The sequence below is a fragment of the Paraburkholderia sp. SIMBA_053 genome, assembly GCF_046534895.1.
Taxonomy (GTDB): Bacteria; Pseudomonadota; Gammaproteobacteria; order Burkholderiales; family Burkholderiaceae; genus Paraburkholderia; species Paraburkholderia caledonica.
This window is the reverse complement of sequence record NZ_JAWRXU010000011.1, coordinates 59,489-83,716: the sequence shown is the minus strand read 5'-3', so window position 1 is coordinate 83,716 and position 24,228 is coordinate 59,489. Positions and strand designations below refer to the sequence as shown.

The 24,228-nt window shown below is 60.2% G+C and carries 19 protein-coding genes, 1 tRNA gene and 1 riboswitch; of the genes, 17 read left to right on the top strand and 3 right to left on the bottom strand.

What is annotated here, in order from left to right:
• The first annotated feature begins 82 nt into the window (after positions 1 to 82).
• Positions 83 to 2,218 (top strand): hypothetical protein, encoded by a 2,136-nt coding sequence (locus SB753_RS26320; RefSeq protein WP_408420104.1) that lies wholly within the window; start codon positions 83 to 85, stop codon positions 2,216 to 2,218.
• 6 nt (positions 2,219 to 2,224) lie between these two features.
• On the opposite strand, the gene SB753_RS26315 is transcribed toward SB753_RS26320, so the two are convergent.
• Positions 2,225 to 2,485, bottom strand: coding sequence for a hypothetical protein (locus SB753_RS26315; protein ID WP_087753088.1), 261 nt, complete (start codon positions 2,483 to 2,485; stop codon positions 2,225 to 2,227).
• A 439-nt stretch (positions 2,486 to 2,924) separates the two neighbouring features.
• On the opposite strand from SB753_RS26315, the gene SB753_RS26310 reads away from it, so the two are divergent.
• From SB753_RS26310 to atzF, 9 genes are all read left to right on the top strand, one after another.
• Positions 2,925 to 3,494, top strand: a complete 570-nt coding sequence (locus SB753_RS26310) for an Hsp20/alpha crystallin family protein (protein WP_394340546.1) — start codon at positions 2,925 to 2,927, stop codon at positions 3,492 to 3,494.
• Positions 3,495 to 3,557: 63 nt separating this feature from the next.
• Positions 3,558 to 3,633: transfer RNA gene (locus SB753_RS26305), tRNA-Lys, on the top strand.
• 203 nt (positions 3,634 to 3,836) lie between these two features.
• Positions 3,837 to 3,936: riboswitch (guanidine-I (ykkC/yxkD leader) on the top strand.
• A gap of 58 nt (positions 3,937 to 3,994) precedes the next feature.
• On the top strand, positions 3,995 to 5,065 hold the full coding sequence (locus SB753_RS26300) for a putative urea ABC transporter substrate-binding protein (RefSeq protein ID WP_392394771.1): 1,071 nt from the start codon (positions 3,995 to 3,997) through the stop codon (positions 5,063 to 5,065).
• Between the two features lie 33 nt (positions 5,066 to 5,098).
• A complete protein-coding gene (locus SB753_RS26295; RefSeq protein WP_131317901.1) occupies positions 5,099 to 5,914 on the top strand; it encodes an ABC transporter permease in 816 nt (271 codons plus the stop codon).
• Positions 5,911 to 6,702: an ABC transporter ATP-binding protein gene (locus SB753_RS26290; protein ID WP_087753091.1), complete on the top strand. Its 792-nt coding sequence runs from the start codon at positions 5,911 to 5,913 to the stop codon at positions 6,700 to 6,702. Before SB753_RS26295 ends, SB753_RS26290 begins: the two co-directional genes overlap by 4 nt.
• Before the next feature lie 12 nt (positions 6,703 to 6,714).
• Positions 6,715 to 7,419, top strand: coding sequence for an urea amidolyase associated protein UAAP1 (locus SB753_RS26285; protein WP_087753092.1), 705 nt, complete (start codon positions 6,715 to 6,717; stop codon positions 7,417 to 7,419).
• 14 nt (positions 7,420 to 7,433) lie between these two features.
• A complete protein-coding gene (locus tag SB753_RS26280) occupies positions 7,434 to 8,075 on the top strand; it encodes an urea amidolyase associated protein UAAP2 (protein ID WP_392394769.1) in 642 nt (213 codons plus the stop codon).
• Between the two features lie 172 nt (positions 8,076 to 8,247).
• Positions 8,248 to 11,847, top strand: a complete 3,600-nt coding sequence (gene uca / locus SB753_RS26275) for an urea carboxylase (protein ID WP_410802620.1) — start codon at positions 8,248 to 8,250, stop codon at positions 11,845 to 11,847.
• 16 nt (positions 11,848 to 11,863) lie between these two features.
• Positions 11,864 to 13,678 (top strand): allophanate hydrolase, encoded by a 1,815-nt coding sequence (atzF, locus tag SB753_RS26270; protein WP_410802618.1) that lies wholly within the window; start codon positions 11,864 to 11,866, stop codon positions 13,676 to 13,678.
• Between the two features lie 122 nt (positions 13,679 to 13,800).
• On the opposite strand, the gene SB753_RS26265 is transcribed toward atzF, so the two are convergent.
• Positions 13,801 to 14,532 (bottom strand): GntR family transcriptional regulator, encoded by a 732-nt coding sequence (locus SB753_RS26265; RefSeq protein ID WP_087753096.1) that lies wholly within the window; start codon positions 14,530 to 14,532, stop codon positions 13,801 to 13,803.
• 384 nt (positions 14,533 to 14,916) lie between these two features.
• Between SB753_RS26265 and SB753_RS26260 the strand changes: the two genes are divergently transcribed.
• The 6 genes from SB753_RS26260 (at position 14,917) to SB753_RS26235 (ending at position 22,029) form a co-directional block, all read left to right on the top strand.
• The gene (locus tag SB753_RS26260; protein ID WP_410802616.1) at positions 14,917 to 16,233 is read left to right on the top strand and encodes a Rieske 2Fe-2S domain-containing protein; all 1,317 of its coding nucleotides are present in this window, start codon (positions 14,917 to 14,919) and stop codon (positions 16,231 to 16,233) included.
• A gap of 54 nt (positions 16,234 to 16,287) precedes the next feature.
• Positions 16,288 to 17,715: a glutamine synthetase family protein gene (locus tag SB753_RS26255; RefSeq protein ID WP_410802614.1), complete on the top strand. Its 1,428-nt coding sequence runs from the start codon at positions 16,288 to 16,290 to the stop codon at positions 17,713 to 17,715.
• 28 nt (positions 17,716 to 17,743) lie between these two features.
• Positions 17,744 to 18,067, top strand: coding sequence for a 2Fe-2S iron-sulfur cluster-binding protein (locus SB753_RS26250; protein ID WP_020068898.1), 324 nt, complete (start codon positions 17,744 to 17,746; stop codon positions 18,065 to 18,067).
• A gap of 4 nt (positions 18,068 to 18,071) precedes the next feature.
• On the top strand, positions 18,072 to 19,331 hold the full coding sequence (locus tag SB753_RS26245; protein WP_410802612.1) for an NAD(P)/FAD-dependent oxidoreductase: 1,260 nt from the start codon (positions 18,072 to 18,074) through the stop codon (positions 19,329 to 19,331).
• Between the two features lie 15 nt (positions 19,332 to 19,346).
• Complete coding sequence (locus tag SB753_RS26240; protein ID WP_087753100.1) at positions 19,347 to 20,321, top strand: LysR substrate-binding domain-containing protein; 975 nt, start codon at positions 19,347 to 19,349, stop codon at positions 20,319 to 20,321.
• 346 nt (positions 20,322 to 20,667) lie between these two features.
• Positions 20,668 to 22,029 carry an MFS transporter gene (locus SB753_RS26235; protein ID WP_410802610.1) on the top strand — a complete coding sequence of 454 codons (1,362 nt, stop codon included), beginning with the start codon at positions 20,668 to 20,670 and terminating at the stop codon, positions 22,027 to 22,029.
• A gap of 56 nt (positions 22,030 to 22,085) precedes the next feature.
• Here SB753_RS26235 and SB753_RS26230 read toward each other — a convergent pair whose 3' ends face one another.
• Entirely contained in the window at positions 22,086 to 22,637 is a 552-nt protein-coding gene (locus tag SB753_RS26230) for a DUF4863 family protein (protein WP_410802608.1), read from the bottom strand.
• A 453-nt stretch (positions 22,638 to 23,090) separates the two neighbouring features.
• Here SB753_RS26230 and SB753_RS26225 point away from each other — a divergent pair, with 453 nt between their 5' ends.
• The gene (locus SB753_RS26225; protein WP_410802606.1) at positions 23,091 to 24,221 is read left to right on the top strand and encodes a porin; all 1,131 of its coding nucleotides are present in this window, start codon (positions 23,091 to 23,093) and stop codon (positions 24,219 to 24,221) included.
• Positions 24,222 to 24,228: the final 7 nt, after the last annotated feature.

Below are 24,228 nucleotides of genomic sequence, written 5' to 3'. Positions count from 1 at the left end.
CAGTTCTGACGAAAAGTTAATCGTTTTCTTAAGTTGTTCGGAGGCCAGTTGCGCTCCATCCAATTCCAGTCAGGAGACAAACATGCGTTCCCCACTAGATCCGCGCGGCGTCTGTGCCGCGAGTGCGCTGACCCTTCTCATGACGGCGTGCGGAGGCGGCAGCGATACGATCCAGCCGCCTGCCGCGACGCCCACGCCTTCTCTTCATTCAATCGTCTACGGCGCGAGCGATACCAGCGTCCCGGCCGGGACCGATGTACCCATTACGATGATGGGGCAGATGCGAGCGCTGTTCGACCTGATCAGAAAGGCGCCGGACTTTACGCAAGTCGTGATGGATCTCGGGGACGGCAGTCCGGTACACGTGCTCGACACCAACACCGGCGACAAGTTTCTGCCCGGCAAGCTGGCGCTCGGCCTTTCGTACATCCTGATCGATATGAAGGCCAAGGGCGACCCGAAGTACGCGGACTATCTGGCGACGTACCAGAAGGTCACCACCGCGATGATGAGCCAGACGAGCGGCGCGGATTACCTGTATGCAAACACGTCGTGGGGCGAATACTATTACCTGGTTGCCCTGAACAATTTCAAGGCGCGCGGCATGTTGAATGAAGTATTCAGCGACGCCATGCTGGCTACGCTGCAAAACCGCCTGACGTTTTGCGACATGTTCGGCGCAGACTCCAGCGGCAAGACCAACACATGCCCTGCTGCCGGCGTGCCGATCGACGTTGCATCGCTCAACACCGCGCAGAACTATTACGCCGTGTCGTACGGTATTGCAGGACTGCGGCAAAAGCTCGGATGGAGTAATCCGACTTTCTCGTCTGCCACCGACCCGGCCGTCGCGACGATGAGCGCACGCGACGCCTTGTTGTACACGCTCGCCAACCACATTCGCAACGATTCGTCCGGCGGCTTTTCCGACGAAGCGTCGAACACGCACACGACCTATTACGACAAGGCGCGTTTCGACAGATACAGCACGTTGCTGATCGGCGAAGTGGTGGAGCGCACACTGGAAATGGGTAATGAGGCCAATCTCACGCCGGAATTGAAGGGCTATTTGAGAAAATCGGTGGATCTCATTCTCCCGCAACTGAATGCCGACGGCGAGGGCTTCAACTACGGGCGTTCAATCGGTCCTTATGGGGACTCGGCATTCATGGAAGTGCTCACGGCCGCGGCCAATGCGGGCGTGTTGACGCCGCAGGAAATGCAGATTGCCTATACGTTCATCTATAAGGCGGCTCATCGCTACGAGACGTTCTGGTATGACCCGACGTTGCCGACTCCTTCGGTGAATATGTGGGTGAAAGGCCGTGGCACCGACACTTATCGCGGCAAGCCACGCGTAATGGGTGAGAACTTCAGCCTGCTGCATCAGTACATGTATGTGGATGCGTGGTGGAGCAAGCTCGGCTTCGGCGGCAAGGCGCCTATGCCGGATTCCGACTTCCAGGCCTGGCTCGATGCGAGGCCGCGCTATACGCTCACCTGGTACAACCAGCCCACCGATACCGCGCACCCGTACAGCGCGGCGCTTGTCACGGTACGGGACGGCAATCGGGTCATCAATCTGAACCTGAGCCAGGCGCCAGACTACAACTCGTACACGCCGTATTACCCTGTTCCTTTCTCCGACAAGCTCATTTACGGCACGACGGACCTCGGCTATGCGCTGCTCATTCCGCAAGTGTCGTACAACGGCAAGACATACATACCGGTCACGTACTATAAAAATCTAAGCGTCACGCAAAGCAATGGCCAGGTGATCGTATCGTTCGATACCGCAAAGTTCAGGCAAGCCACAAAGAACGCAGCGTTTTCCACCGACCTCGATTTGCAGGCGCACACCGTTCTCACGTTCGGTCGCGGCACGCTGACGCGAACCGATACGCTAAGCTCGGCAACGCTGACCGGCAATCTGGCCGTCGAAACGGATTTCACTTCGTTCGCCGATTTCCAGAAGACGACAGCCAACAGCGACGGCTTCTCGGTCAACTACGCCAATAGCAGCGCGACTGCTTACGGCACGACCGGCTTCGACGGTTGCGCTCTGTCGAACTTCGACACGGCGGGCGGCGTGACAAACCCATTGTCGACAACGCCAATCGGCCAGTTGCATTCGAAGTTTGCGTGTACCACGCAGCCTTTCACGCTGAATGCGGGCGGCAACCGTACGTTCACCTGGAGCCTGAAGTACTCGAGCTAGTGTCGTTCAGTGGGGCTGCTCGATCATCAGATAGCGAATCACCAGCGCAGGGTCGGCTATATCGAGTATCAGGCGCCGCAGGATGCGCTTGCGCATATGGTTCTCATCGAGCAGCCACGGGCCGCCTGCGTCGCTCAGATAGCGGCACAGCGCGGCGCGCGTGTCGGTGTCGGAGGGCAGGTTCAGGCGTACCGCGAGGAGCCCGGCGACGACGTCGTCGAGTTCCAGCGTCAGCGGACGCGAGTCGATGGTGAGCGTCAGTTCCATAGGTATTCGAACCTCACTCAAGGTGGCTGCGGCTCCTGCAAAAAGCGGCTCCGTCAGTCGCGAACCGGCAGCGGAGCCGAACCGGATATAAACACGGCAATGCCAGCCAAACTTTTCAGTAATCGAGTTCCGGCGCGGAGACCGCAGCCGTCGCCAGCATGCTGGCGGAAAGCGAAATAAGGATTTTCAGAGCGACTTCAAGAGGGTATTTACGAGGGAGTTTGTAACAAGATTTTTCGGCTGGGTAGGTAGCCGGCGCGCGGTATCGTTTGCGAAACGCGTACTTGAAAAACCTTGGCCATCGGCCTATTTTATTTTCGCTCAGCAGTCGCGTTGCACGCGCTGCGTGTTTCGATTTGTTTGTCAGTGGATAGATTTCCCTGATCGGCGAGCTGGAGCGCGTGGTCCGGTTCGCCCCACAGGGCGAGGGAGCAACATCATGAGCGATAAAAAATGGAACCCGTTCAAGTTTCTGCGCGGCACGGGCCGCAAGCCCGAGGCGGAGAATGCCTCGGCAAATACTTCGGCGCCGCCGTCCAGCGAGCAATGGCGGGCGGCGTGGCCTGACATTTCGCGGCTCTTTCCTCGCGATTCCTGGCGTGCCGTCGAGGAGTTCTTTCACGACCCGTTCGCAGGCCGCGGCGCGCTCGAGCGATGGTTTGGCGACTTCAGTTCGTCGCGCTTCCAGCCGCGTATCGACGTGGTCGACGAAGGCAAGATATTGCGCGTGACGGTCGAACTGCCCGGCATGGAGCGCGACGACCTGACAGTGAGCGCCGAGGACGGCGCACTCGTATTGCGCGGCGAGAAGAAGCAGGACGTGCACAGCGAGGAAGACGGCTGCTATCGGCTCGAACGTGCATACGGAAGGTTCGTGCGCACCATCCCCATGCCGGAGAACGCCGATCCTGAGCGCACGCTGGCCAGGTTCGACAAAGGCGTGCTGACTCTAACCGTACCGAAGCAGGAGCCGACGCGGGCCGCGAGCCGCAACATAGAAATTGGCTAGCCCGATAGGGATTGCATCGCAGAGCGTCATAAGCGCTTGGCGGCGAACAGGCGCGAGGGGACCGGGCCGTTAGCTCAGCTGGTAGAGCAGCGGACTTTTAATCCGTTGGTCGGCGGTTCGAATCCGCCACGGCCTACCATCCAGTTCCAGCTAACCGGACCGGAACCGGGCCGCTACGCCCGAAAAGAGTGCGCGTTGGCGCATCGCAGTGCAGGTCATCACCGCACGAGGGCACAAACAACGCCTGACGCGCGGAAAAATAGCAACTTCTTCGTTGGCACGTTTCCCGCTTAACGGAGTGGGCAAGGAGCCGGCGCATCATCCGGTTCGTCAAACAATTTGGAAATGGACGGCTAGGGTTCCGGCCTGCTTCGCGCAGGCGCTGGTCCGAGAGCTGTCGACCTCAGGCGAGGTTACACGGCGGGATAAAAGCCCGGGAGAGAACGCGATGTTTGCGCTGCTCCCTGCCGTCGCTAACCGTCCCCTCCGAGGTCAACCTCATGCGCAAGCTCGCTCGCTGTCTTGGCATTGCCGCCATCTCCCTCGCCACATTCGCCTCCAGTGCCGCGTTCGCCGCGGGTCGCAACGACTTCAAGGTTTGCTGGACCATCTACGCGGGCTGGATGCCGTGGGGTGAGGCGAAGACTCAAGGCATTGTCTCCAAGTGGGCCAAGAAATACGGCATCAACATCGATGTCGTGCAGTTGAACGACTACGTCGAGTCGATCAATCAGTACACCGCCGGCAAGTTCGACGGCTGTGCAATGACCAATATGGACGCGCTCACTATTCCCGCTTCGGGCGGTGTCGATTCGACAGCGTTGATCGTCAGTGACTACTCCAACGGCAACGACGGCGTGCTCATGAAGGGCAAAGGCAAACAGATTGCCGATCTGAAGGGACAGCAGATCAATCTCGTGCAGTTCTCCGTGTCGCATTACCTGCTCGCCCGCGCATTGGAAAGCGCGCATATGAGCGAGCGCGACCTCAAGGTAGTGAACACGTCCGACGCCGATATTTCAGGCGCTTTCGCGACGCCTGCCGTCCACAACGCGGTGACGTGGAACCCGATGCTCGCCGACCTGCGAGCACAACCCAACGTGACCGAAGTCTTCGATTCCAGCAAGATTCCTGGCGAGATCATGGACATGATGGTCGTCAACACGAAGACGCTGCAGGCGAATCCCGCACTCGGAAAAGCACTGACCGGGGCCTGGTTCGAAATGGTCGCGTTGATGCACACCAACTCGGCAGAAAGTACCTCGGCTTTGACTGCAATGGCAAAAGCCTCCGGTACCGACCTCGCGAACTTCAGAGGTCAGCTTTCCACAACGGCACTTTTCTATACGCCGAAGGCTGCACTGGATTTCGTCACCAGCCCTGACATGCCGAAGATCATGACGCGCGTCGCAAAGTTCTCCTTCGACCATGGTCTGCTCGGGCAGGACGCCCGCAGTGCGGACGCCGTGGGCATGGCGTTCGATAAAAACGTCGTGGTCGGCAACAAGAACAACGTCAAGCTTCGCTTTGACCCGACCTACGTCGAGATGGCTGCCGCGGGCAAGCTCTGACACGGATATTCCCGGCTTAAAGAGGCGGTCACCATGAGATTGATCAATCGACATCCGAGCCGGATCGGCGGCCTGATGCTACTTCTGCTGCCGTTCGTCGTGCTATTGGTTGTGTACTTCATGGGGTCCGCCGAGCGGCTTAAGCTCAATCCCGATGACAAGCTGCTGCCGGGCGTGGCGCAAATGAGCGATGCGGTGAAAGCAGTCGCATTCACTGAAGACAAGCGCACGGGTGAGTACCTGTTGTGGGCCGACACGCTGTCGAGCCTGAGACGACTCGGAATCGGCCTTCTCGTCAGTGCGGTGATCGCTCTCGTGGTAGCCGTGGCAACGGGCTCGTTTCCGGTGGTGAGCGCAACGCTTTCGCCTTTCGTCACGGTGATCTCGATGGTGCCGCCGCTCGCGGTGCTGCCGATTCTCTTCATTGTGTTTGGACTGGATGAATTGTCGAAGGTGGTTCTCATCGTCGTCGGCATCACGCCAATGATCATTCGGGACTTGCATGCTCGCGCGAGAGAGATCCCAGCGGAGTTGTGGGTCAAGGCTCAGACGCTTGGCGCCACGAGCTGGACGTTGATCTTGCGGCTCGTACTGCCGCAACTTCTGCCGCGGCTGCTTGCGGCGATGCGTCTTTCGCTTGGAGCCGCATGGCTCTTTCTCATCGCGGCTGAGGCGATTGCGTCGACCGATGGTTTGGGTTACCGCATTTTCCTCGTGCGGCGATATCTGTCGATGGACCTGATTCTGCCGTACGTCGCGTGGATTACGCTGCTTGCCTGGCTTACCGACGAACTGCTTCGCCGTATCACGCAGTGGTGCTTCCCCTGGTATGGCGGAGGCGCGCGATGATCGAAGTTCGCAACGTCTGGAAAGAGTATGGCGATCAGGTTGTACTTGAGCGCCTGAATCTGACCGTCAAAGAGGGTGAGTTCTGTTCGATGGTCGGCGCCTCGGGATGCGGCAAATCAACGTTTCTTCGACTTCTGTTGGGACAGGAGCAAGCGACACGCGGCCAGATTCTGCTCGATGGACAACCCTTGCCGGGCGAGCCGGATGCACATCGTGGCGTGGTATTTCAACGCTACTCGGTGTTCGACCATCTCACTGTGCTGCGCAATGTGACGCTTGGACTGGAGCTTTCACAAGCGAAGTTCACGGGGCGGCTCTTCGGCGCTCAACGGCGTCGCGCCCGCGACGAAGCTGTCGCGATGCTCGAACGCGTGGGCCTTGGCGCCGCCGCTGACAAGTATCCGCAGCAGCTCTCCGGCGGTATGCAGCAACGCCTTGCAATCGCTCAGGCGCTGATGATGAAGCCCCGCGTGCTGCTGCTCGACGAGCCGTTTGGCGCGCTCGATCCCGGCATTCGCCGTGACATGCACGAGTTGCTGTCTGACCTGTGGCGCGAATCGAAGCTCACCATCTTTATGGTCACGCATGACCTGAAAGAAGGTTTCACCTTGGGCAGCCGCGTACTTGTCTTCGACAAGGTTCGGGTGGACCCTCAAGTGCCCGGAGCTTACGGGGCACGCATTACCTACAACATTCCGCTCGACCGTAGCCGCGAATCCGTGTCCGCTGTTCACCTGGCCCGGGCGGCGGTGCAAGGCGCGTCGAGTCTCGAAGCAATCTCGGACTGAAGGGAACCGGATATGAATCTGTTACTTGAAGAAACCGTGCCCGGCGGCGGTCATACGTCGCTCATCGTCAAACGCGGACAGTCGCTTCGCGTGACCGACCTGCACGGTGGCGCAAACGTGAGCGTCATGATGGTCAATGCAACGGAGAAGAGCGAGCGTCTCAACCTGCCCGATTCGCTGAAGTGCCAGCACACCGCGAAGCTGACCGCCGGCCACTGCCTGTATTCGGACATGGGCCGCGTACTCGCCGCGATCGTGGCAGACACGTGCGGCTGGCATGACAGCATCGGCGGGGTGTCGAATGCCGACGAAGTCTTCGAGCGATACGGCAGCGGGCGCTACCAGGAATTGCGCAACGCTTTCTATCGCAACGGCACGGACAACCTGCTCGTCGAGATGAGCAAGTGGGGGCTCACCATCTCCGACTTGCTGATGACGCTGAACCTCTTCAGTCGTGTGGACGTTAGCGACGACGGAACACTCAGCTTCGTGAAGGGCAACTCGAAGGCCGGCAATTACGTCGACCTGTATGCGCCGATGAACACGCTCGTCGTGCTCACTGCGATCCAGCATCCGCTCGACCCAAACCCTGAATATTCGCCGAAGCCTGTGAAGCTGGAATTGAGCGAGGCGGACCCGGGCGTGGCCGAAGTATGTCGCACCGCATGCGATGAGAACGTGCGCGGCTTTATCAACACCGAACGATTCTTTCTCTGAGCGGAGGGCGACTCATGACTAGCACACTTGTTGTCAGTGACAAACGTCCGGAAACTGCGGCTTTCCGTCAGACGGTTGCAGCGGGCGAACCGTGGCTTCACGAGGTGAAGGCAGGGAGCACATTGCGCATCGTCGATCTCGAAGGCAATCAGGCGGTCGACACGCTTTTCTACAGTCTTGCCGACCCTCGCGAGCGGTTCGACCCGCAACGCACGCTGCGGCGTCAGAAAAGCCTGTATCTGACGGCCGGTTCGGTTCTGTACTCGAATCGCGGCAACGCGATGTTGACCATCGTTGCCGATACCTGCGGCCGCCACGATACGCTCGGCGGTGCCTGCGCGCAGGAGAGCAACACCGTTCGTTATGCGCTGGAAAAGCGTTACATGCATAGCTGCCGCGACAACTTCCTGCGTGCCTGTGCGCATGACGGACGCCTTTCCAAACAGGACGTCGGTGCGAACGTCAACTTCTTCATGAACGTGCCTGTCACTGCCGAAGGCGGTCTTACGTTTGAAGACGGCATTTCCGCGCCGGGCAAGTATGTCGAGTTGCGCGCGGAGATGGACGTCATCGTGCTGATTTCGAACTGCCCGCAGTTGAACAACCCGTGCAATGCCTACAACCCTACGCCCGCGGAGTTGCTGATATGGGACTGAAGCGCGTTCGCAGTTTGATCTACTTCCTCTTGCTGGTTCGCTCCGGACGTTGCGTGACTTGCACTCGCGAACAACTGAATCTGGCAAATCGCTGATGCGACTTCGGCCGTGAACGACCGCGGCTGCAAATTCCCACGGCGGGACGGCCCGCCTTTGAATTCGGGTTCCTCCCATGTTTGAGAAGATCCTCATCGCCAATCGCGGTGCAATCGCTTGCCGCATCCTCAGAACGTTGCGCGAACTCAATGTGACCGGAGTCTCCGTTTTCTCGGAGGCCGACAGGGCGAGCCGTCATGTGAGCGAAGCGCCGATTGCGCACGAATTGGGTGACGGCCCCGCAGCGATGACCTATCTGGACTCAACGAAGATCCTCGAGATTGCTCGCCGCGAAGGCGTGCAGGCTATTCATCCAGGATATGGGTTCCTGTCCGAGAACGCAGCGTTCGGCGAAGCATGTGAAGCAGCGGGTATCGCCTTCATCGGCCCAACGCCCGCACAGTTGCGAGCATTCGGTCTCAAGCATACGGCTCGGGAGATTGCGGGCAAGCAGGGTGTGCCGATGCTGAACGGCACCGGTTTGCTGGAAGACTTGCCGGCGGCACTCAACGCAGCTGAAAGCATTGGCTATCCGGTGATGTTGAAAAGCACGGCCGGCGGTGGCGGTATCGGCATGCGAGTCTGTTGGCATGCGGATGAACTCAGTGCGCATTTCGATGCGGTTAAACGCCTTGGCGAGAACAACTTCAGCGATTCAGGCGTGTTCCTCGAGAAGTACATCGAAAGAGCCAGGCATCTCGAAGTACAGGTTTTCGGCGACGGGAAGGGAGACGCGATTGCGCTCGGTGTCCGCGACTGCTCGGTGCAGCGGCGCAATCAGAAGGTGCTCGAGGAAACCCCAGCGCCCTGCTTGCCGGAAGGGATCGCAGAGGCGTTGTGTGACGCTGCCGTCAAGCTTGCAAAGGCGGTCGATTATCGCTCTGCCGGTACGGTGGAATTCGTATATGACAGCGCCGCTCAGCAGTTTTACTTTCTGGAAGTGAACACGCGTCTGCAGGTCGAGCATGGTGTGACCGAGCAGGTTTGGGGCGTCGACCTTGTTCGCTGGATGATCGAGCTGGCAGCAGGAACGCTTGCGCCGCTGAATGAACTCGCCGCAGGTCTCACACCGCGAGGCCATGCGATTCAGGCGCGACTCTACGCGGAAGACCCGGGCCGCGATTTCATACCGAGTCCGGGCCTGCTCACCGATGTCGCTTTTCCGCAGGCCGACGGAAGTGCGCTGCGTATCGATACGTGGATTGAATCCGGTTGCGAAGTGCCGCCGTACTTCGATCCGATGCTCGCAAAGATCATCGCGTGGTCGCCGACGCGCGAAGAGGCGCGACACGCGCTGAACGATGCGTTGCAGAACACCCGTATCTTTGGCGTCGAAACAAACCGCGACTACCTGCGCCAGATTCTCGACGACGAGCCTTTTGCGTCTGGAGAACCGTGGACCCGCTGCCTGGAAGGCCTGAAGTATCGAGCGAGTACGATTGAAGTGGTGAGTGGCGGCACCCAGACCACGGTGCAGGATTTCCCCGGCCGACAGGGTTTCTGGGCAGTGGGCATACCGCCGTCAGGCCCTATGGACGACCGCGCGATGCGGCTCGGCAATCGCTTGCTCGGCAACGCGCCGGAAGCGGCTGCTCTCGAAATCACAATGAGCGGGCCGACGCTGCGATTCAACACCGACGCGGTTATCGCCATTACTGGTGCAGAGATTCCAGTGCTGCTGGACGACGTAACGCAACCGCTGAATACCAGCGTCTATGTGCCGGCGGGTTCGGTGCTGGCACTCGGTACGATTCGGGGCGCCGGCGCGCGCGCATATCTGTGTGTGCGCGGCGGCCTCGACGTTGCGCTGTATCTGGGAAGTCGCAGTACTTTCACGCTGGGCCAGTTCGGTGGGCATGGTGGTCGCGCCGTTCGGGCGGGCGACGTGCTGCATCTTTATCCACTGCAGGATACGCAAGCTGGCGCGGCGCTCTCCAATGTGCCGACGCTGGAAAGCGTTCGCACGATACGCGTGATCTACGGCCCGCATGGCGCGCCGGAGTACTTCAGTGCCCGCTACATCGAGCAGTTCCTCGATACGGAGTGGGAAATACATTTCAATTCGAGTCGCACCGGCGTGCGCCTCATTGGACCGAAGCCGGAGTGGGCGCGTGAAGACGGCGGAGAAGCCGGGCTGCATCCGTCGAATATTCACGACAATCCCTATGCAGTCGGTGCCGTCGATTTCACCGGCGACATGCCCGTGATTCTCGGGCCAGACGGTCCGAGTCTGGGTGGCTTTGTCTGTCCGGTGACGATTATCGAAGCGGACCTTTGGCACGTCGGCCAACTCAAGGCAGGCGACAAGGTTCGTTTCGTTCCCGTGGAAATCGAACATGCACGAGAAGCGGCACGCGAGCGCATCCGCGAGCTGGAGAGCCTTGAGATTGTGCAATACGCACCAGTCGAAAGACGCTCCTCGCTGACGTCTCCCATTGTTCTCGACTCGGGCGCTACCGATGAACGGCTCGTGGCATGCTTGTCCGGCGACACACATCTTCTTCTGGAGATTGGGCCGCCGGAACTCGACCTCGTATCGCGTTTTCGTGGGCATGCACTGATGCAGGCACTCGAAGCGAAAGCGCTGCCGGGCGTGATCGATCTCACACCAGGAATACGTTCGCTTCAGATTCATTATCGGCCCGAGGATTTATCTCTTGCGCAACTGCTTGTCGTCGTAGGGGAGGCCTGGGAGCAAGTCCTGTTGATGAAGGACCTTCGCGTACCGTCGCGCGTCGTCCACATTCCTCTTTCGTGGGACGACCCCGCGTGCCAACTTGCGATCGAAAAGTACATGACCACGGTGCGCAAAGACGCGCCGTGGTGCCCGAGCAACCTCGAATTCATTCGCCGTATCAACGATCTCGAGTCTATCGACGCAGTCAGGCGCATCGTCTTCGACGCAAACTATCTCGTGATGGGGCTCGGCGATGTGTACCTGGGCGCACCGGTCGCGACGCCGCTCGACCCGCGCCACCGTCTTGTGACGACCAAGTACAACCCGGCGCGCACCTGGACCGCAGAGAACTCGGTGGGCATCGGCGGGGCGTATCTATGCGTCTACGGAATGGAAGGACCCGGCGGCTATCAATTCGTGGGCCGCACGCTGCAGATGTGGAATCGCTATCGGAAGGTTGCGGACTTCGCCGGGCAGCCCTACCTGCTGCGCTTCTTTGACCAGATTCGCTTCTACGAAGTGTCGTCCGAAGAACTGCTGCGCATTCGCGCTGACTTTCCGCTCGGGCGCTACCCGTTGCGGATCGAGGAGTCGGAGCTTTCTCTGCCGGACTATCAGGCGTTCCTTGCGAGCGAATCGGCCAGCATCGAAGAGTTCCGGTCCCGGCAACAGGCAGCATTCGAAGCCGAGCGTGAACGCTGGCGAGAAGCGGGTACATCGGAAGAGGCCATCGAGGCGCCCGTGGCCGAAGACGCTCAACTGGCGCCTCTGGAAGACGGCGAGGTGTCAGTTGACAGCGAGATCGCCGGGAGCCTCTGGCAGGTGAAGGTAAAGCCCGGCGACGTGGTTGCCGCAGACGACATACTGCTTATTATCGAGTCGATGAAAATGGAAATATCGGTGTGTGCACCCTGCGCTGGAACCGTCGGCGAGATTTACGTGGGTCCGGGCTCGCCTGTGCGCGCCGGGCAGCGGATTGCAGTCATTGAACGTCACTGAATACGAGGACACACACATGTCGTCATTTGACCTGCGCATTCCGGCATTGCGGAATGCTTACCGTGCCGGAACGCTTGCGCCTCGTACGCTCGTCAATGAGCTTCTTCGAAAAGCCGCGGAGCTCAATGCAGAGTTCAACCTGTTCATCCATCTTCTGACCGAAGAAGAAGTCGCGCCATACCTCGATTGGCTCGATCGGCAGAACATCGAAAGCCTGCCGCTTTACGGCATTCCATTTGCCATCAAGGACAACATCGACCTCGCCGGTATTCAGACCACCGCTGCGTGTCCCGCTTTTGCGTACACGCCTAATGAGTCGGCTACGCTGGTCGCGCAACTGATTGCACTCGGCGCCATCCCGCTCGGGAAGACCAATCTCGATCAGTTCGCTACGGGTCTCAACGGCACTCGCTCGCCTTATGGAAAGTGCCGCAACAGTGTGCATCCCGACTATCCATCCGGCGGTTCGAGCGCTGGTTCGTCGTTGGCTGTTGCGCTCGGTGTGGCCAGTTTCGCGCTGGGTACCGACACGGCCGGGTCCGGCCGGGTGCCTGCGGGACTAAACAATCTCGTCGGACTCAAACCGACCAAAGGTGTTCTGTCCACCGCGGGTGTAGTGCCCGCTTGCCGCACTCTCGATTGCGTCACGTTCTTTACTGCAACAGCAGAAGAAGCGAGCGAACTGCTCTCGCTGACAGCGCTCACCGATCCTCGCGACGCATACAGTCGCAAAAACCCGCAGTGGAATTCCGCGCGAGCTTTCGGCGCGCCGGCCGCTTTCCGATTTGGCGTTCCATCGCAACTGGAATTTGCGGGATGTACAGAGAGTCCGGCGCTATTCGCCAAGGCTCGCGCGATGCTTGAGGCAGCAGGAGGCGAGGCTGTCGAGATCGACTTTGCGCCGTTCGTTGAAGCTGCAAATCTCCTTTATCAGGGGCCGTGGGTCGCGGAGCGTTACAGCGTGGCAGGCGAATTGATGTCGACGACGCCGAGCGCGGTGCTTCCCGTCATTCGTGACGTGCTCGCCAAGGCGCCGGGCGCAACCGCTGTCGAATTGTTCCAGGCGCAATATCGGCTTCAGGCATTGAAGGCTCGTTGCGATGCATTGATCGACACACTCGACTGCGTCCTCACGCCGACCTATCCGCGCCCTGTGACGCTTGCCGAACTGGAGCAGGATCCGATCGGGCCGAACTCACTGCTCGGTTACTACACGAACTTCATGAACCTGTTGGACTACGCGGCTGTGGCCACCCCGACGGCATTCATGAAGAATGGGCTTCCGTGGGGCGTGACCGTTTTCGGACGCGCGTTTACCGATCAATACCTGTTGGGCGTTGCGGACCTGTTGCAACGGACGAGCGGCGTCGAATGCGTTGGTGGAAACACCATAGCGCTGTCGGAGGAACGCAAGGCGACGAACGATCGAATGCTCGTCGCGGTATGCGGCGCGCACATGCAAGGCTTACCGCTGAATAAGGACATGCTTTCTCGCGGTGCGCTTTTGCAGCAGTCTACGCAGACGGCGCCGCGCTATCGGCTCGCGGCGTTACCAGCGTCGCCGGATGGCACGCGGCGTCCTGGGCTATGGAGAGTCGCCGATGGCGGCGTGAAAGTCGAGGTCGAAGTCTGGAAGATGCCTGCCTCGGAGTTTGGTTCATTCATCGCGACTGTTCCGTCGCCGCTGGCTCTCGGCAAGATCGAACTGGCAGATGGCTCGTGGGTGACCGGTTTCCTGTGCGAACCGTATGGCGTTCAGGCGGGCACCGACATCTCCGAGTTTGGCGGATGGCGCGCATGGCTTGCCAATGAGCGCGCCGTCGACGCTTGAGCGTCGTACTTTCATTCTTGGCTTAAGCGGCGCAATACACGCGCACTAGTGCAGGCGACCGTTTCCCCAGCGGGGCGCGCTCGCTGCATCGCCTGCATCCGTCACGCGTTGGGACCGCGCACTTAAAGTCCCGCTTCCGCCACGAGTTGCAGCGCGGGCGCGAGCTTCATGCAGACTTCGGGCCGCTCCAGCGCGTACGCGAGATTCCTCTGCGCGATCTGCACGTGCTCCGTGGCCAGCGCAAGCGCCCGCGTACCCTCACCGCGCTCCATTGCCTGAACCAGGCTGTGATGCTGCTCATGGGCCATGAAAAGCCATTGGCGGCCTTCCTCGATGGCCGATTGCATCGGCAGCATCGCGCTTGCGGCGGCGAACGGCAGCCGGTTGTTCATGTCGATGGCGCGAATAAGCGCTGCATTGCCGGAGCCATCGACCACCAGTTTGTGAAACCGGTTATTCATGTCGGTATAGCCGGCATAGTCGTCGAGGTCGAGTTCCGACTTGGCCAGCAACCTGTCGCCCGCGCGCAGGCATTCGGCGAACGCATTCGACAGTTGGCGGGGTACGCCATGCTCCGCGACGAGGCGGGCGGCCATGCCTTCCAGATGTCCACGCACGGCGATCGCGTCGGCGATTTCCGCTGCGGTGATACGCCGCATCACGTAACCGCCTGCGGGCGACGGCTCGACGAGTCCTTCCTGTTCCAGCGTGGTGAGCGCGAGCCGGACGGGCGTGCGCGACGCCTGCAGCCGTTCGGCAAGGGCCACCTCGCCCAGGCGCTCGCCAGGGGCGAATTCACCCTTGAGTATGAGGTCGCGCAGATGCACCAGCACCCGCTCCTGTTGCGTCTCCATTTCTGTTTCTCCTTTCGCCCCCGAAGGCGTCGTGCCGTCTTGCGCAGTGCCCGGCTTACTTTTGCATTGTAGCTGAGCGTGGGATCAGCGGCGGAGGCGACTGAGACGGGTTGTTCTTCGCTGTATGCAGACAGCGCAAAAACCTCGACTTGGGCTGGAAAGGCTCGCAGTAGGGAAAACAACTATACGCATCGAAAATCGCCACAAAATCAACGAATTAACCGCGACAACGGCATCCGGGCACGCGGTGAAAACGCGGTGCGGGCGACCAACGATGTATGCAAGGCTTGCATGTATGAATTCAACAGCCTACTCTTTGCATAAATCAAACGAGATGCTGCATGCAACGCAAGATCGTTTGTATTCATCCAAGGAGACAGTGTCATGATGAGTTCCGCGCAAAACGACGCGATCACGCGCGTCGGCAAAGGCACGCCGGCAGGCGAACTGTTACGCAATTACTGGCAGCCGGTCGCGCTGGTGGAGGAGCTTCCCAACGTGCGGCCGGTACGCGCGGTGCGGCTGATGGGTCAGGATTTCGTCGTATTCAGGGACGAACAGGGCCGTTACGGAATGCTCGACCGCGATTGCCCGCACCGCGGCGCGGATCTCGCCGCCGGCCGACTCGAAGCAGGGGGCTTGCGCTGTGCTTTTCACGGCTGGCTTTTCGACGTCGACGGCCAGTGTCTGTCCACGCCGGGAGAACCGGTTGGCAGTTCGCTGTGCAAGCGGGTTCGTCAGAGCGCGTATCCGGTTATCGAACGCAGCGGCATTCTGTTCGCCTACATCGGCAAAGGTGAGCCGCCGGCGTTCCCCCACTTCGACTGTTTCGCGGCGCCGAACGAGTACACATTCGCGTTCAAGGGACTATTCGAATGCAACTGGTTGCAGGCACTCGAGGTGGGCATCGACCCCGCGCACGCATCGTTTCTTCATCGCTTCTTTGAAGACGAAGATGTGAGCGCAAGCTATGGCAAGCAATTTCGCGGCGCGTCGGCGGACTCGAATATGCCCATTACCAAGGTGCTGCGCGAATATGAATCACCTGAAATTCTCGTCAGCCCGGCCGACTACGGTCTTCGGCTAATCGCAAAGCGTCCGATCGACGACGAGCACACGCATGTGCGTGTAACGAACGTCGTGTTCCCTCAGGCCTTCGTAATTCCGATGAGCGCTGAGATGACCATTACACAGTGGCACGTTCCCGTCGACGACGAGAACTGCTACTGGTACGCGATCTTCACGAGCTTCGGCGCGCCAACGAACAAGCAGCAGATGCGTGAACAGCGGCTCGAACTGTACGAATTGCCCGACTACATATCGCGCAGGAACAAGCGCAACCAATACGGCTTCAACGTGCACGAGCAATTGACGGAAACGTACACGGGTATGGGCTTCGACATCAACGTGCACGATCAGTGGGCGGTGGAGTCGCAAGGGCCCATTCAGGATCGCACGCGAGAGCATCTGGGCACGACTGACAAAGGAATCATGGCGTACCGGCGGCTGCTCGTCGACGCAATAGAAAAGACGCAAGCCGGCGAGAAGACGTTGATGGTGATCGATGAAGAGGCGGCGGCACACCTGACCGGGCCCGCGTCGATCGACGGCATTGCTCCCGCTGAGCGTTGGGACGAGTACTGGAAGGAAGCGGATGCGAGCCGCCGCGCTGCCGCGCCCTGGCCCGCGCCCAAGGCCTGAGCCGCTATCCCAACCGGAACGGAGCGCGCGGCTTTCAGGCTGCGCGAAAGAGACATGTCTTTCGTTAAAACCCATGGTCTTTGGACCGACGCGCAGAACGCGGCCTTCGCGCAGCTTCTGGAGCGCCTGAAGGAAAGTGCGGTACAGGTCGTGCGATTCTCGTTTCCCGACCAGCATGGACTGCTGCGCGGCAAGACGCTGGTCGTCGCCGATGCAATCAAGGCCTTCGAATCCGGCGTGACGCTGACGAGCACACTGCTTGCGAAGGATACGTCGCATCGCACCGTGTTTCCGGTGTTCACCGCGGGCGGTGGATTCGGCATGCCCGAGATGCAGGGAGCGTGCGACACGCTGATGATCGCCGATCCGCAAACGTTTCGAATTTTGCCTTGGGCACCGCATACAGGCTGGGTGCTCTGCGATCTCTACTTCCCTAACGGCAGGCCCGTGCCCTTCGGCACGCGGCATCTATTCCGTCGCGCGCTGGAGCGGCTCGCGAACCGGGGCTTCGAACTGGTCAGCGGCCTCGAGGTCGAGTTTCATGTGTTCAAGCTCACGAACCCAAATATGAAACCCGAGCATTCCGGCCAGCCCGGCTTGCCGCCCGATGTCGAACTGCTGTCGCACGGCTATCAGTACCTGACGGAGTTGCGATACGACGCCGTAGATCACGTCATGGAAATGCTGCGCAATGGGATCGACGGGCTTGAGCTTCCCGTGCGGTCACTCGAAGTCGAGTACGGACCGAGTCAGTTCGAGTTCACCTTCGCGCCGACGAAGGGGATCAAAAGCGCCGACGACATGATCCTCTTTCGCAGCGCCGTCAAACAGATATGCCAGCGCAACGGCTATCACGCGACTTTCATGTGCAGGCCGCGTATTCCGAACGTGGTGTCGAGCGGATGGCATCTGCACCAGTCGCTCGTGCATATCGACAATGGCAGCAACGCGTTCATGCCGTCCGATGCGACTGCTCCGCTCTCGTCTGTGGGGCAAGGGTACCTTGCGGGGCTGCTCGCCCATGCGCAAGGGGCGACCGCTCTATCGACGCCGACAATCAACGGCTACAGGCGGTATCGGCCCTATTCGAATGCGCCCGATCGCGCGAATTGGGGATGTGACAACCGCGGCGTCATGCTGCGCGTGCTGGGCGGTCCGGCGACACGCGTGGAGAACCGCGTCGGCGAACCTACGGCGAACCCGTATCTGTATTTCGGCTCGCAGGTGCTATCGGGGCTCGACGGGTTGCAGCGCAAGCTGGAGTTGCCGCCTTCAGCGGATACACCGTATGAGACTGAAGCGCAATCGCTGCCCCGTTCACTCGGCGACGCGCTCGACGCACTGCGTGCGGACGAATGCCTGCGCGAAGGCTTCGGCGGCGCCTTCATCGACTACTTCTGCAAGCTCAAGGAAGCGGAGATCAACCGCTTCAATCTCGAAGTAACCGAATGGGAACACCGCGAGTACTTCGAAACCTTCTGAGTGCGCTCAATCATCAAGGAGACATGTGATGCCTATCGTCACTTATATTCTGCGCGACGGTAAACGCACTGAAATAGAAGTGCCCGCCGGTACCAGCGTGATGGAGGCCGCGATCCACAACAACGTGCGCGGCATCGAGGCCGAGTGTGGCGGGTGCCTGTCGTGCGCGACATGCCACGTCTATATCGACCCTTCTTCGACGGCCGAGCTTTCGGCGCCCGACGATGCAGAGGAGGAACTGCTCGAAGGCGTAGCGGCCGAACGTCGTCCGGAAAGCCGGCTCAGTTGCCAGCTCGTCGTCGCATCGACGATGAGCGGACTTGTCGTGCGGATACCCGAAAAGCAGGGATGAGATCATGAAACCCAGGCTTGTGATTGTCGGCGCGTCGTACGCGGGGCTGCAACTCGCGGCATCCGCGAGAGAGTCGGGTCACGACGGCGATATCGTGCTGATCGGCGACGAACCTCACGCGCCCTATCAGCGTCCGCCGTTATCCAAAGGTTTTCTGACGGGCAGCTTCGCGGAAGAACGCCTGCCGCTGCGCTCGCCGGCGTTTTACGGCGAAATGCGAATTCAATGGATGCCTTCGACGCGCGCGCTGCGCATCGACCGCGAACGCAAACAAATCGAGTTGCACGACGGTGCGCGGCTCGCCTACGACCATCTCGCGCTGACCACAGGGGCGCGTGTGCGCAAGCTCGATTGCAAAGGCGCGTCGCACGATGCGGTTCACTATTTGCGCGATCTGCGCGATGCCAGACGCCTCGTTGAGCGCACGCAAACCGCGCGGCGTGCGGTCGTGGTGGGCGGCGGATACATCGGCCTCGAAGCGGCGGCATCGCTGCGTCAGAAGGGCCTCGACGTCTCGGTCGTGGAGACCGAGGCGCGCGTGCTTGCCCGCGTTGCTTCGCCATCTATCTCCGTCATCATGCAGCGCGCTCACACGAGGCACGGTGTGTCGCTTGCGCTGGGACGGAAAGTAGTCGCTGTCCACGATGTTGCGGATGGCGTCGCCGTCGAACTGGACGACGGTGCGCGGTTGTCGTGCGATCTCGTCGTGGTCGGCATCGGCGTGCTGCCGAATACGGAACTCGCTGCGGGCTGTGGATTGGATGTGGCGGGCGGCATCGTCGTGGATGCGTGTGCGCGCACCAGCGACCCGTCGATCGTCGCCGCCGGCGATTGTGCGGCTTTTGTCCCGTACTGGGCGCCGACGGGCAGCGCCGCCTGCCGCATCGAGTCGGTGCAGAACGCAAACGATATGGCGAGGACAGCGGCCGCTTCGGTCCTCGGGCGATCCGAGCCCTATCGCGCGGTGCCCTGGTTCTGGTCGGATCAATACGATCTGAAGCTGCAAATGGCCGGCGTCAATACGGGGTTCACCGATTTCGCGGTGCGCGGCTCTGTCGACGAAGGCAAGTTTTCGCTGTTTTACTTTCGCGACGACAGGCTCGTTGCTGTGGACAGCATCAACCGGCCGCAAGACCATATGCTCGCACGCAAACTGCTCTCAACCGGTACGCGGCTAAGCGTAGAAGACGTGAACGGTCCTGGGTTCGACCTCAAGGCATTCGCGAACCGCGACGTCGGCGTCGCGCATGGAGCGGCATCATGAGAGCGGGTGAGAGCCATGTCCGCTAACCGCATCGACCTCAATTTGCTGCGCGTGTTCGACGCGGTATTCGAGGACCGCAACCTCGCGCTGGCGGGCAAGCGTCTGAACCTGAGCCAGTCAGCCATCAGTCATGCGCTCGCGCGCATGCGTGAGGTAGTCGGCGACGATCTGTTCGTGCGCACCGCGAGAGGAATGGAGCCGACCGTGCGTGCGTTACGCATGGCAGGCCAGGTGCGCGGCGCGTTACAGCAGATCGTGGCTGCGTTGGGTGTGGACGACTTCGATCCGCAGGTCGCGCAACGCAAGTTTGTTGTGGCCGCCAACGACTACATCACGTCCCTCGTATTGGGGCGGCTGAGTCAGCGCCTGTGCGCGGAAGCGCCCCTCGCGGATCTGGTCGTGCGGCCGTCTACGCGGCTCGATCTGGCAGGACAGATCGACGTAGGCCGAATCGATATTGCGATCGGCATCTTTGCCGACGTACCACCGCGCTTTCGCTCGATGGCGTTGTGGGAGCAGACAGACGTACTGCTGGTGAACCGCGACCATCCGATTGCCGAGCGGGCGGTTACGCAGCAAGATCTTCTCGCGTATCCACTCGTGGCGATCTCGCAAGGCGGCTCGGAAGAGGGTGCCGTAAGCGGCTTTATTGTCGAACGTGGCCTGGCGCGGCAGTCTGAGATGTTCGATCGCGATGCGCTCAACCGCGCGTTCGCCGACACGCCCGACATGCCGCGCATGCGCATGTCCGTCGCGCACTCGCTTGCGATTCCCGCACTGCTTCGCCATAGCGAGATGCTCGCACTGGTTCCGTCGTCGCTCGCTCGGGAACTCGAACGTTATGGCGAACTGAAGATGTGCGCAACGCCCTATGAATGCCCCAACGTGACGGTGCGCGCTGTTTGGCATGAGCGCAATGACGCCGATCCAGCGCTGCAATGGCTGAGACAACAGCTTGCCGATGTCGCGAGACAGGTTCGTACCGGCTGAACCCGTTCGTTCAAGATACCTATGCAAACAATTCACTGCTCGCGAGCCGGCGAGCAGTGCTGCGTCAACGTCGCCGAAACCCTGCAAAACGCGGCCTTTTTTTGCGCAACGCGCGCGCATCGCGCGAACGAATCGGCGGTGCGCGTTCGTGCTCATTGCCGCCTTTGCGCGATTTGCCGGGTTGTAGAGGTGTTTTGGCGATCCTAAGCTTGGTCCCCGTCGATACCTGCCATCTCATCAGGTATCGGCACTCTGGCGAACCGCGAGAGCGGATGGCTTTTCAATCAAACCGGCAAGCGTCACAACGAGCGGGCCGCGCCGGCAGTTCAATCTCCGCGAGGACGCAATGGAAGAGACAAGACCAGTCGATGTACAAGTGCTCATCAACGAGCATCCCTTTTCGCCATTTCAGCGGCTCATATTTGCAATGTGCTTCCTGATCGTGCTGATGGACGGATTCGATACGGCCGCGATCGGCTTTATCGCACCTTCGCTACTGCAGGAATGGCACATCGGCAAAGCAGCGCTCGCCCCGGTGCTCAGTGCGGCACTGTTCGGTCTCGCGTGCGGCGCGTTGCTTTCGGGTCCGCTCTCAGACAGGTTGGGGCGGCGTGTCGTGTTGACCTCGGCGGTGCTGCTATTCGGCGTATCGTGCTTCGGCTCCGCCTTCGCATTCGACCTGACGCAGCTGACAACACTGCGCTTCATTACGGGCGTTGGACTCGGCGCGGCGATGCCGAATGCCGTCACGCTGATGAGTGAGTTCTGTCCGGACAAGCGTCGGGCGACAATCGTCAATCTGATGTTCTGCGGATTTCCATTGGGCGCTGCACTCGGCGGGTTTCTGGCGGCATGGATGATTCCGCATTTCGGCTGGCGCAGCGTACTGCTGTTCGGCGGCGCGGTGCCCTTGCTGTTGTGGGTGCTTCTTATGCTCAAGTTGCCAGAGTCGATTCGCTATTTGGTCGCGAAACGGCAACCGGCCATCAAGATTCGCAAAGTACTGGTTCAGATCAGCGCGAGTGCGAATGCCGCGGAGTCTTTCATCATGCGCGAAACCGTGGAACACGCGGCAGGCAGCGGTGGCATTCGCATAGCGCTTTCGCGATCGTTCCTTGTGGGTTCGTTGATGTTATGGCTGTGCTATTTCATGGGCCTCGTGATCTTCTATGGCCTTGTCAACTGGATGCCGGTTCTGCTCAAGGAGGCAGGGCTGAGCCCGCAGCGAGCGGCGCTGGTTTCCGCGCTGTTTCCGCTTGGCGGCGTAGGCACAGTGCTATGCGGGATGCTGATGGACCGCTTCAATGCCAATCGCGTCGTAGCCGCTGCCTATGCGCTCGGCGCGGTCAGTGTGTACGCAATCGGGCAGGCGGTCGGCAATCTCGGGCTGCTGATGTGCGCGGTGTTCGTCGCGGGCGCGTTAGTGAATACGGCGCAGGCGTCGATGCCAGCGCTCGCCGCGGCCTTCTATCCAACAGCGGGGCGCGGGACAGGCGTTGCGTGGATGCTCGGTGTCGGGCGCTTCGGCGGAATTGCCGGTTCGTTTCTCGTCGCGGAGTTGTCCCGAAAGCAAGTCGGTCTGGAAAGCATCTTTACGGTGGTCGCCTTAGCGGGCGCAGTGTCGTGCGTCGCGTTACTGATCAAGCAGGCGACGAGTTCGAGTACGACCGCAGTGGAATCATCGGAGCGTGAATCGCTTGTGCATTGACGGCCGACAGTGAGCAGGACCAAACAGGCGAGCCTCGAGTGAGGCTCGCTTTACTTTTATTTCGCGGGCGCGTCGTAGTTGTACGAGATGCGGCCTGCCGGCAGGAAAAAGAGCGCAATCACGGCGCCGCCTTTCGCCTCGGGATAGTGATGACTGCCCGGCGCGGGCGCCGTCCAACCGCCATAGCACCAGCCGTTGGGCCCGGCGAGCGCGGCACCTTCGTCCACTGGCACGACCATATTGAACTCGCCATACGGGTGAGCATGATAGTCGCCGCGGAAGCTGTTCTCCGGATTGTTTTGCGTGTTTCCGGTGCTGTCCATCAGCACCGCGGTGACGCTGAAGAAGAAGGTCTCCGCGCACGGCTCTACAAGTCGAGCGCGCCGATATCGGGGGCCCGCGATTTCGACGTCGGCCGCCCAACCTTCTTGCACGCCGATCCTGATGAGCCGCGCAAGGTCCTTATACAAATCGCTATCGACTCCGTACTTCGAGTTCAGCCATTGCTCGACGTCCGTATTCGTCGTCATGTCTCTCACTTCCTCAAGAAAGGGCAGACAGCGTGCGACGAGTTGATCCTTATTGCTGATGGTTGCAGTTTGCGACATTCCAGTTTCTCCTTGAAGTGCATGCCGTATTCACGATGCCATATGGGAGACGGCTAATGAAGCGAACTTTCTGCAACGCCGGAGTGCACGCGATGCATATGAGGCCGGGTGTCTTGAACGTTGTGCGTGAGGCACGGAATGCATCGATTCGCATTGTTCAATATTGGATTGAAGACATTTCAGCGCAGAACTGCATCTGAGGCGTCATTGGAGAATGTTCGTTTTTTCAATTGAGACTTTGTGAGTGTTTAGGACCATTGAGAGAAAACGTGGCTTGGCTGATTGAATCGGAGAAGGATTTGCCCGACGCATTTTTGTCTTCATTGCGGACGGCCTCTCGCTTTAGGGGTTTCCCTGTTGTCGTGTTCATTGACCGACCTTAATCTCGCCGCCATGCATTCGTGACGAGCAGCTTCGTCATTCAAACAAACGAGAAGCGGTCCAGGAGACTTCATGAAATATGGCAGGTCGGTGATATTGGCGGCGGGACTGTTCAGCGCTTCGGCATTTGCACAAAGCAGCGTGACGCTCTACGGCGTGTTGGATACGGGCGTCGAGTACGTGTCCCACGCGAATGCGGCAGGAGGTTATGTCGTGCGCATGCCGGGCATCACCGGGGAATTGCCGTCGCGTTGGGGGATGCGTGGTTCTGAAGACCTCGGCAGTGGACTGAAGGCGTCGTTCGTTCTTGAAAGCGGCTTTAACATGCGTGGCGGCGACTCGGGGCAGGGCGGCCGTCTGTTCGGACGACAGGCGTGGGTGGGACTGGAAGGGCCATGGGGTGCGCTGAGTTTCGGCCGCCAGTACACGATGACGTACTGGGCGATTTCCGATGCGGACATTCTCGGTCCCGACATCTATGGCATCGGCGCACTTGACGCGTATATACCGAACGCGAGAAGTGACAACACGATCGTCTATAAAGGCAAGTTCCGCGGCGTGACGATCGGCGCGTCATGGTCGTTTGGACGCGACAGTACGGGCACGGGCAATTCGCCCGGGCAAGGCACTTGCGCAGGTCAGGTGCCCGGCGATGTCAACCAGTGCCGCCAATGGAGCGCGATGCTCAAGTACGACGGCACCTACTTTGGCGTCGCCACCGCCTACGACGAGCAGCGTGGCGGCACCAATGCGGCCGCGAGCTTCTTTGACGGCGTAGTGCCATTCAAGACGTCTTCTAGTGGCGATAAGGACGCGCGTCTTCAGGCAAATGGCTATGTGAATGTTGCGGGCGTAAAGCTCGGCGCCGGATGGTTAGGTCGTCGCGTAGAAAGCGATGCGCCCGGCGGCGACGTGCACTCAGATCTTTTCTTTATTGGGGCGCAGTACTATGTGGCCCCCGCATTTGCGCTCGATGGAGAGGCGTATCGCGTGCTCGTCGAGCAGCACAATGCACGCGCAACCATGGCGAGCATGCGGGCGACTTACTTCCTGTCGAAGAGAACAGCGGTATACGGCAACGTGGCTTATCTATGGAACAGCGCGCACGCGCGCTATTCGGTCAGCGCGGGCGGTGGCGGGACGACGCCTGCGCCGGGCGTCGGACAGCTCGGAGCAATCGTGGGTATGCGACACACGTTCTGATCCGGCG

Coding starts and splice junctions, on each gene's coding strand:
- SB753_RS26280 (WP_392394769.1), top strand. CDS start 7,434: ATGACTAGCACACTTGTTGTCAGTGACAAACGTCCGGAAACTGCGGCT.
- SB753_RS26230 (WP_410802608.1), bottom strand. CDS start 22,637: ATGTCGCAAACTGCAACCATCAGCAATAAGGATCAACTCGTCGCACGC.
- SB753_RS26320 (WP_408420104.1), top strand. CDS start 83: ATGCGTTCCCCACTAGATCCGCGCGGCGTCTGTGCCGCGAGTGCGCTG.
- SB753_RS26315 (WP_087753088.1), bottom strand. CDS start 2,485: ATGGAACTGACGCTCACCATCGACTCGCGTCCGCTGACGCTGGAACTC.
- SB753_RS26245 (WP_410802612.1), top strand. CDS start 18,072: ATGAAACCCAGGCTTGTGATTGTCGGCGCGTCGTACGCGGGGCTGCAA.
- SB753_RS26240 (WP_087753100.1), top strand. CDS start 19,347: ATGTCCGCTAACCGCATCGACCTCAATTTGCTGCGCGTGTTCGACGCG.
- uca (WP_410802620.1), top strand. CDS start 8,248: ATGTTTGAGAAGATCCTCATCGCCAATCGCGGTGCAATCGCTTGCCGC.
- SB753_RS26295 (WP_131317901.1), top strand. CDS start 5,099: ATGAGATTGATCAATCGACATCCGAGCCGGATCGGCGGCCTGATGCTA.
- SB753_RS26235 (WP_410802610.1), top strand. CDS start 20,668: ATGGAAGAGACAAGACCAGTCGATGTACAAGTGCTCATCAACGAGCAT.
- SB753_RS26265 (WP_087753096.1), bottom strand. CDS start 14,532: ATGGAGACGCAACAGGAGCGGGTGCTGGTGCATCTGCGCGACCTCATA.
- SB753_RS26250 (WP_020068898.1), top strand. CDS start 17,744: ATGCCTATCGTCACTTATATTCTGCGCGACGGTAAACGCACTGAAATA.
- SB753_RS26225 (WP_410802606.1), top strand. CDS start 23,091: ATGAAATATGGCAGGTCGGTGATATTGGCGGCGGGACTGTTCAGCGCT.
- SB753_RS26260 (WP_410802616.1), top strand. CDS start 14,917: ATGATGAGTTCCGCGCAAAACGACGCGATCACGCGCGTCGGCAAAGGC.
- SB753_RS26300 (WP_392394771.1), top strand. CDS start 3,995: ATGCGCAAGCTCGCTCGCTGTCTTGGCATTGCCGCCATCTCCCTCGCC.
- atzF (WP_410802618.1), top strand. CDS start 11,864: ATGTCGTCATTTGACCTGCGCATTCCGGCATTGCGGAATGCTTACCGT.
- SB753_RS26310 (WP_394340546.1), top strand. CDS start 2,925: ATGAGCGATAAAAAATGGAACCCGTTCAAGTTTCTGCGCGGCACGGGC.
- SB753_RS26285 (WP_087753092.1), top strand. CDS start 6,715: ATGAATCTGTTACTTGAAGAAACCGTGCCCGGCGGCGGTCATACGTCG.
- SB753_RS26290 (WP_087753091.1), top strand. CDS start 5,911: ATGATCGAAGTTCGCAACGTCTGGAAAGAGTATGGCGATCAGGTTGTA.
- SB753_RS26255 (WP_410802614.1), top strand. CDS start 16,288: ATGTCTTTCGTTAAAACCCATGGTCTTTGGACCGACGCGCAGAACGCG.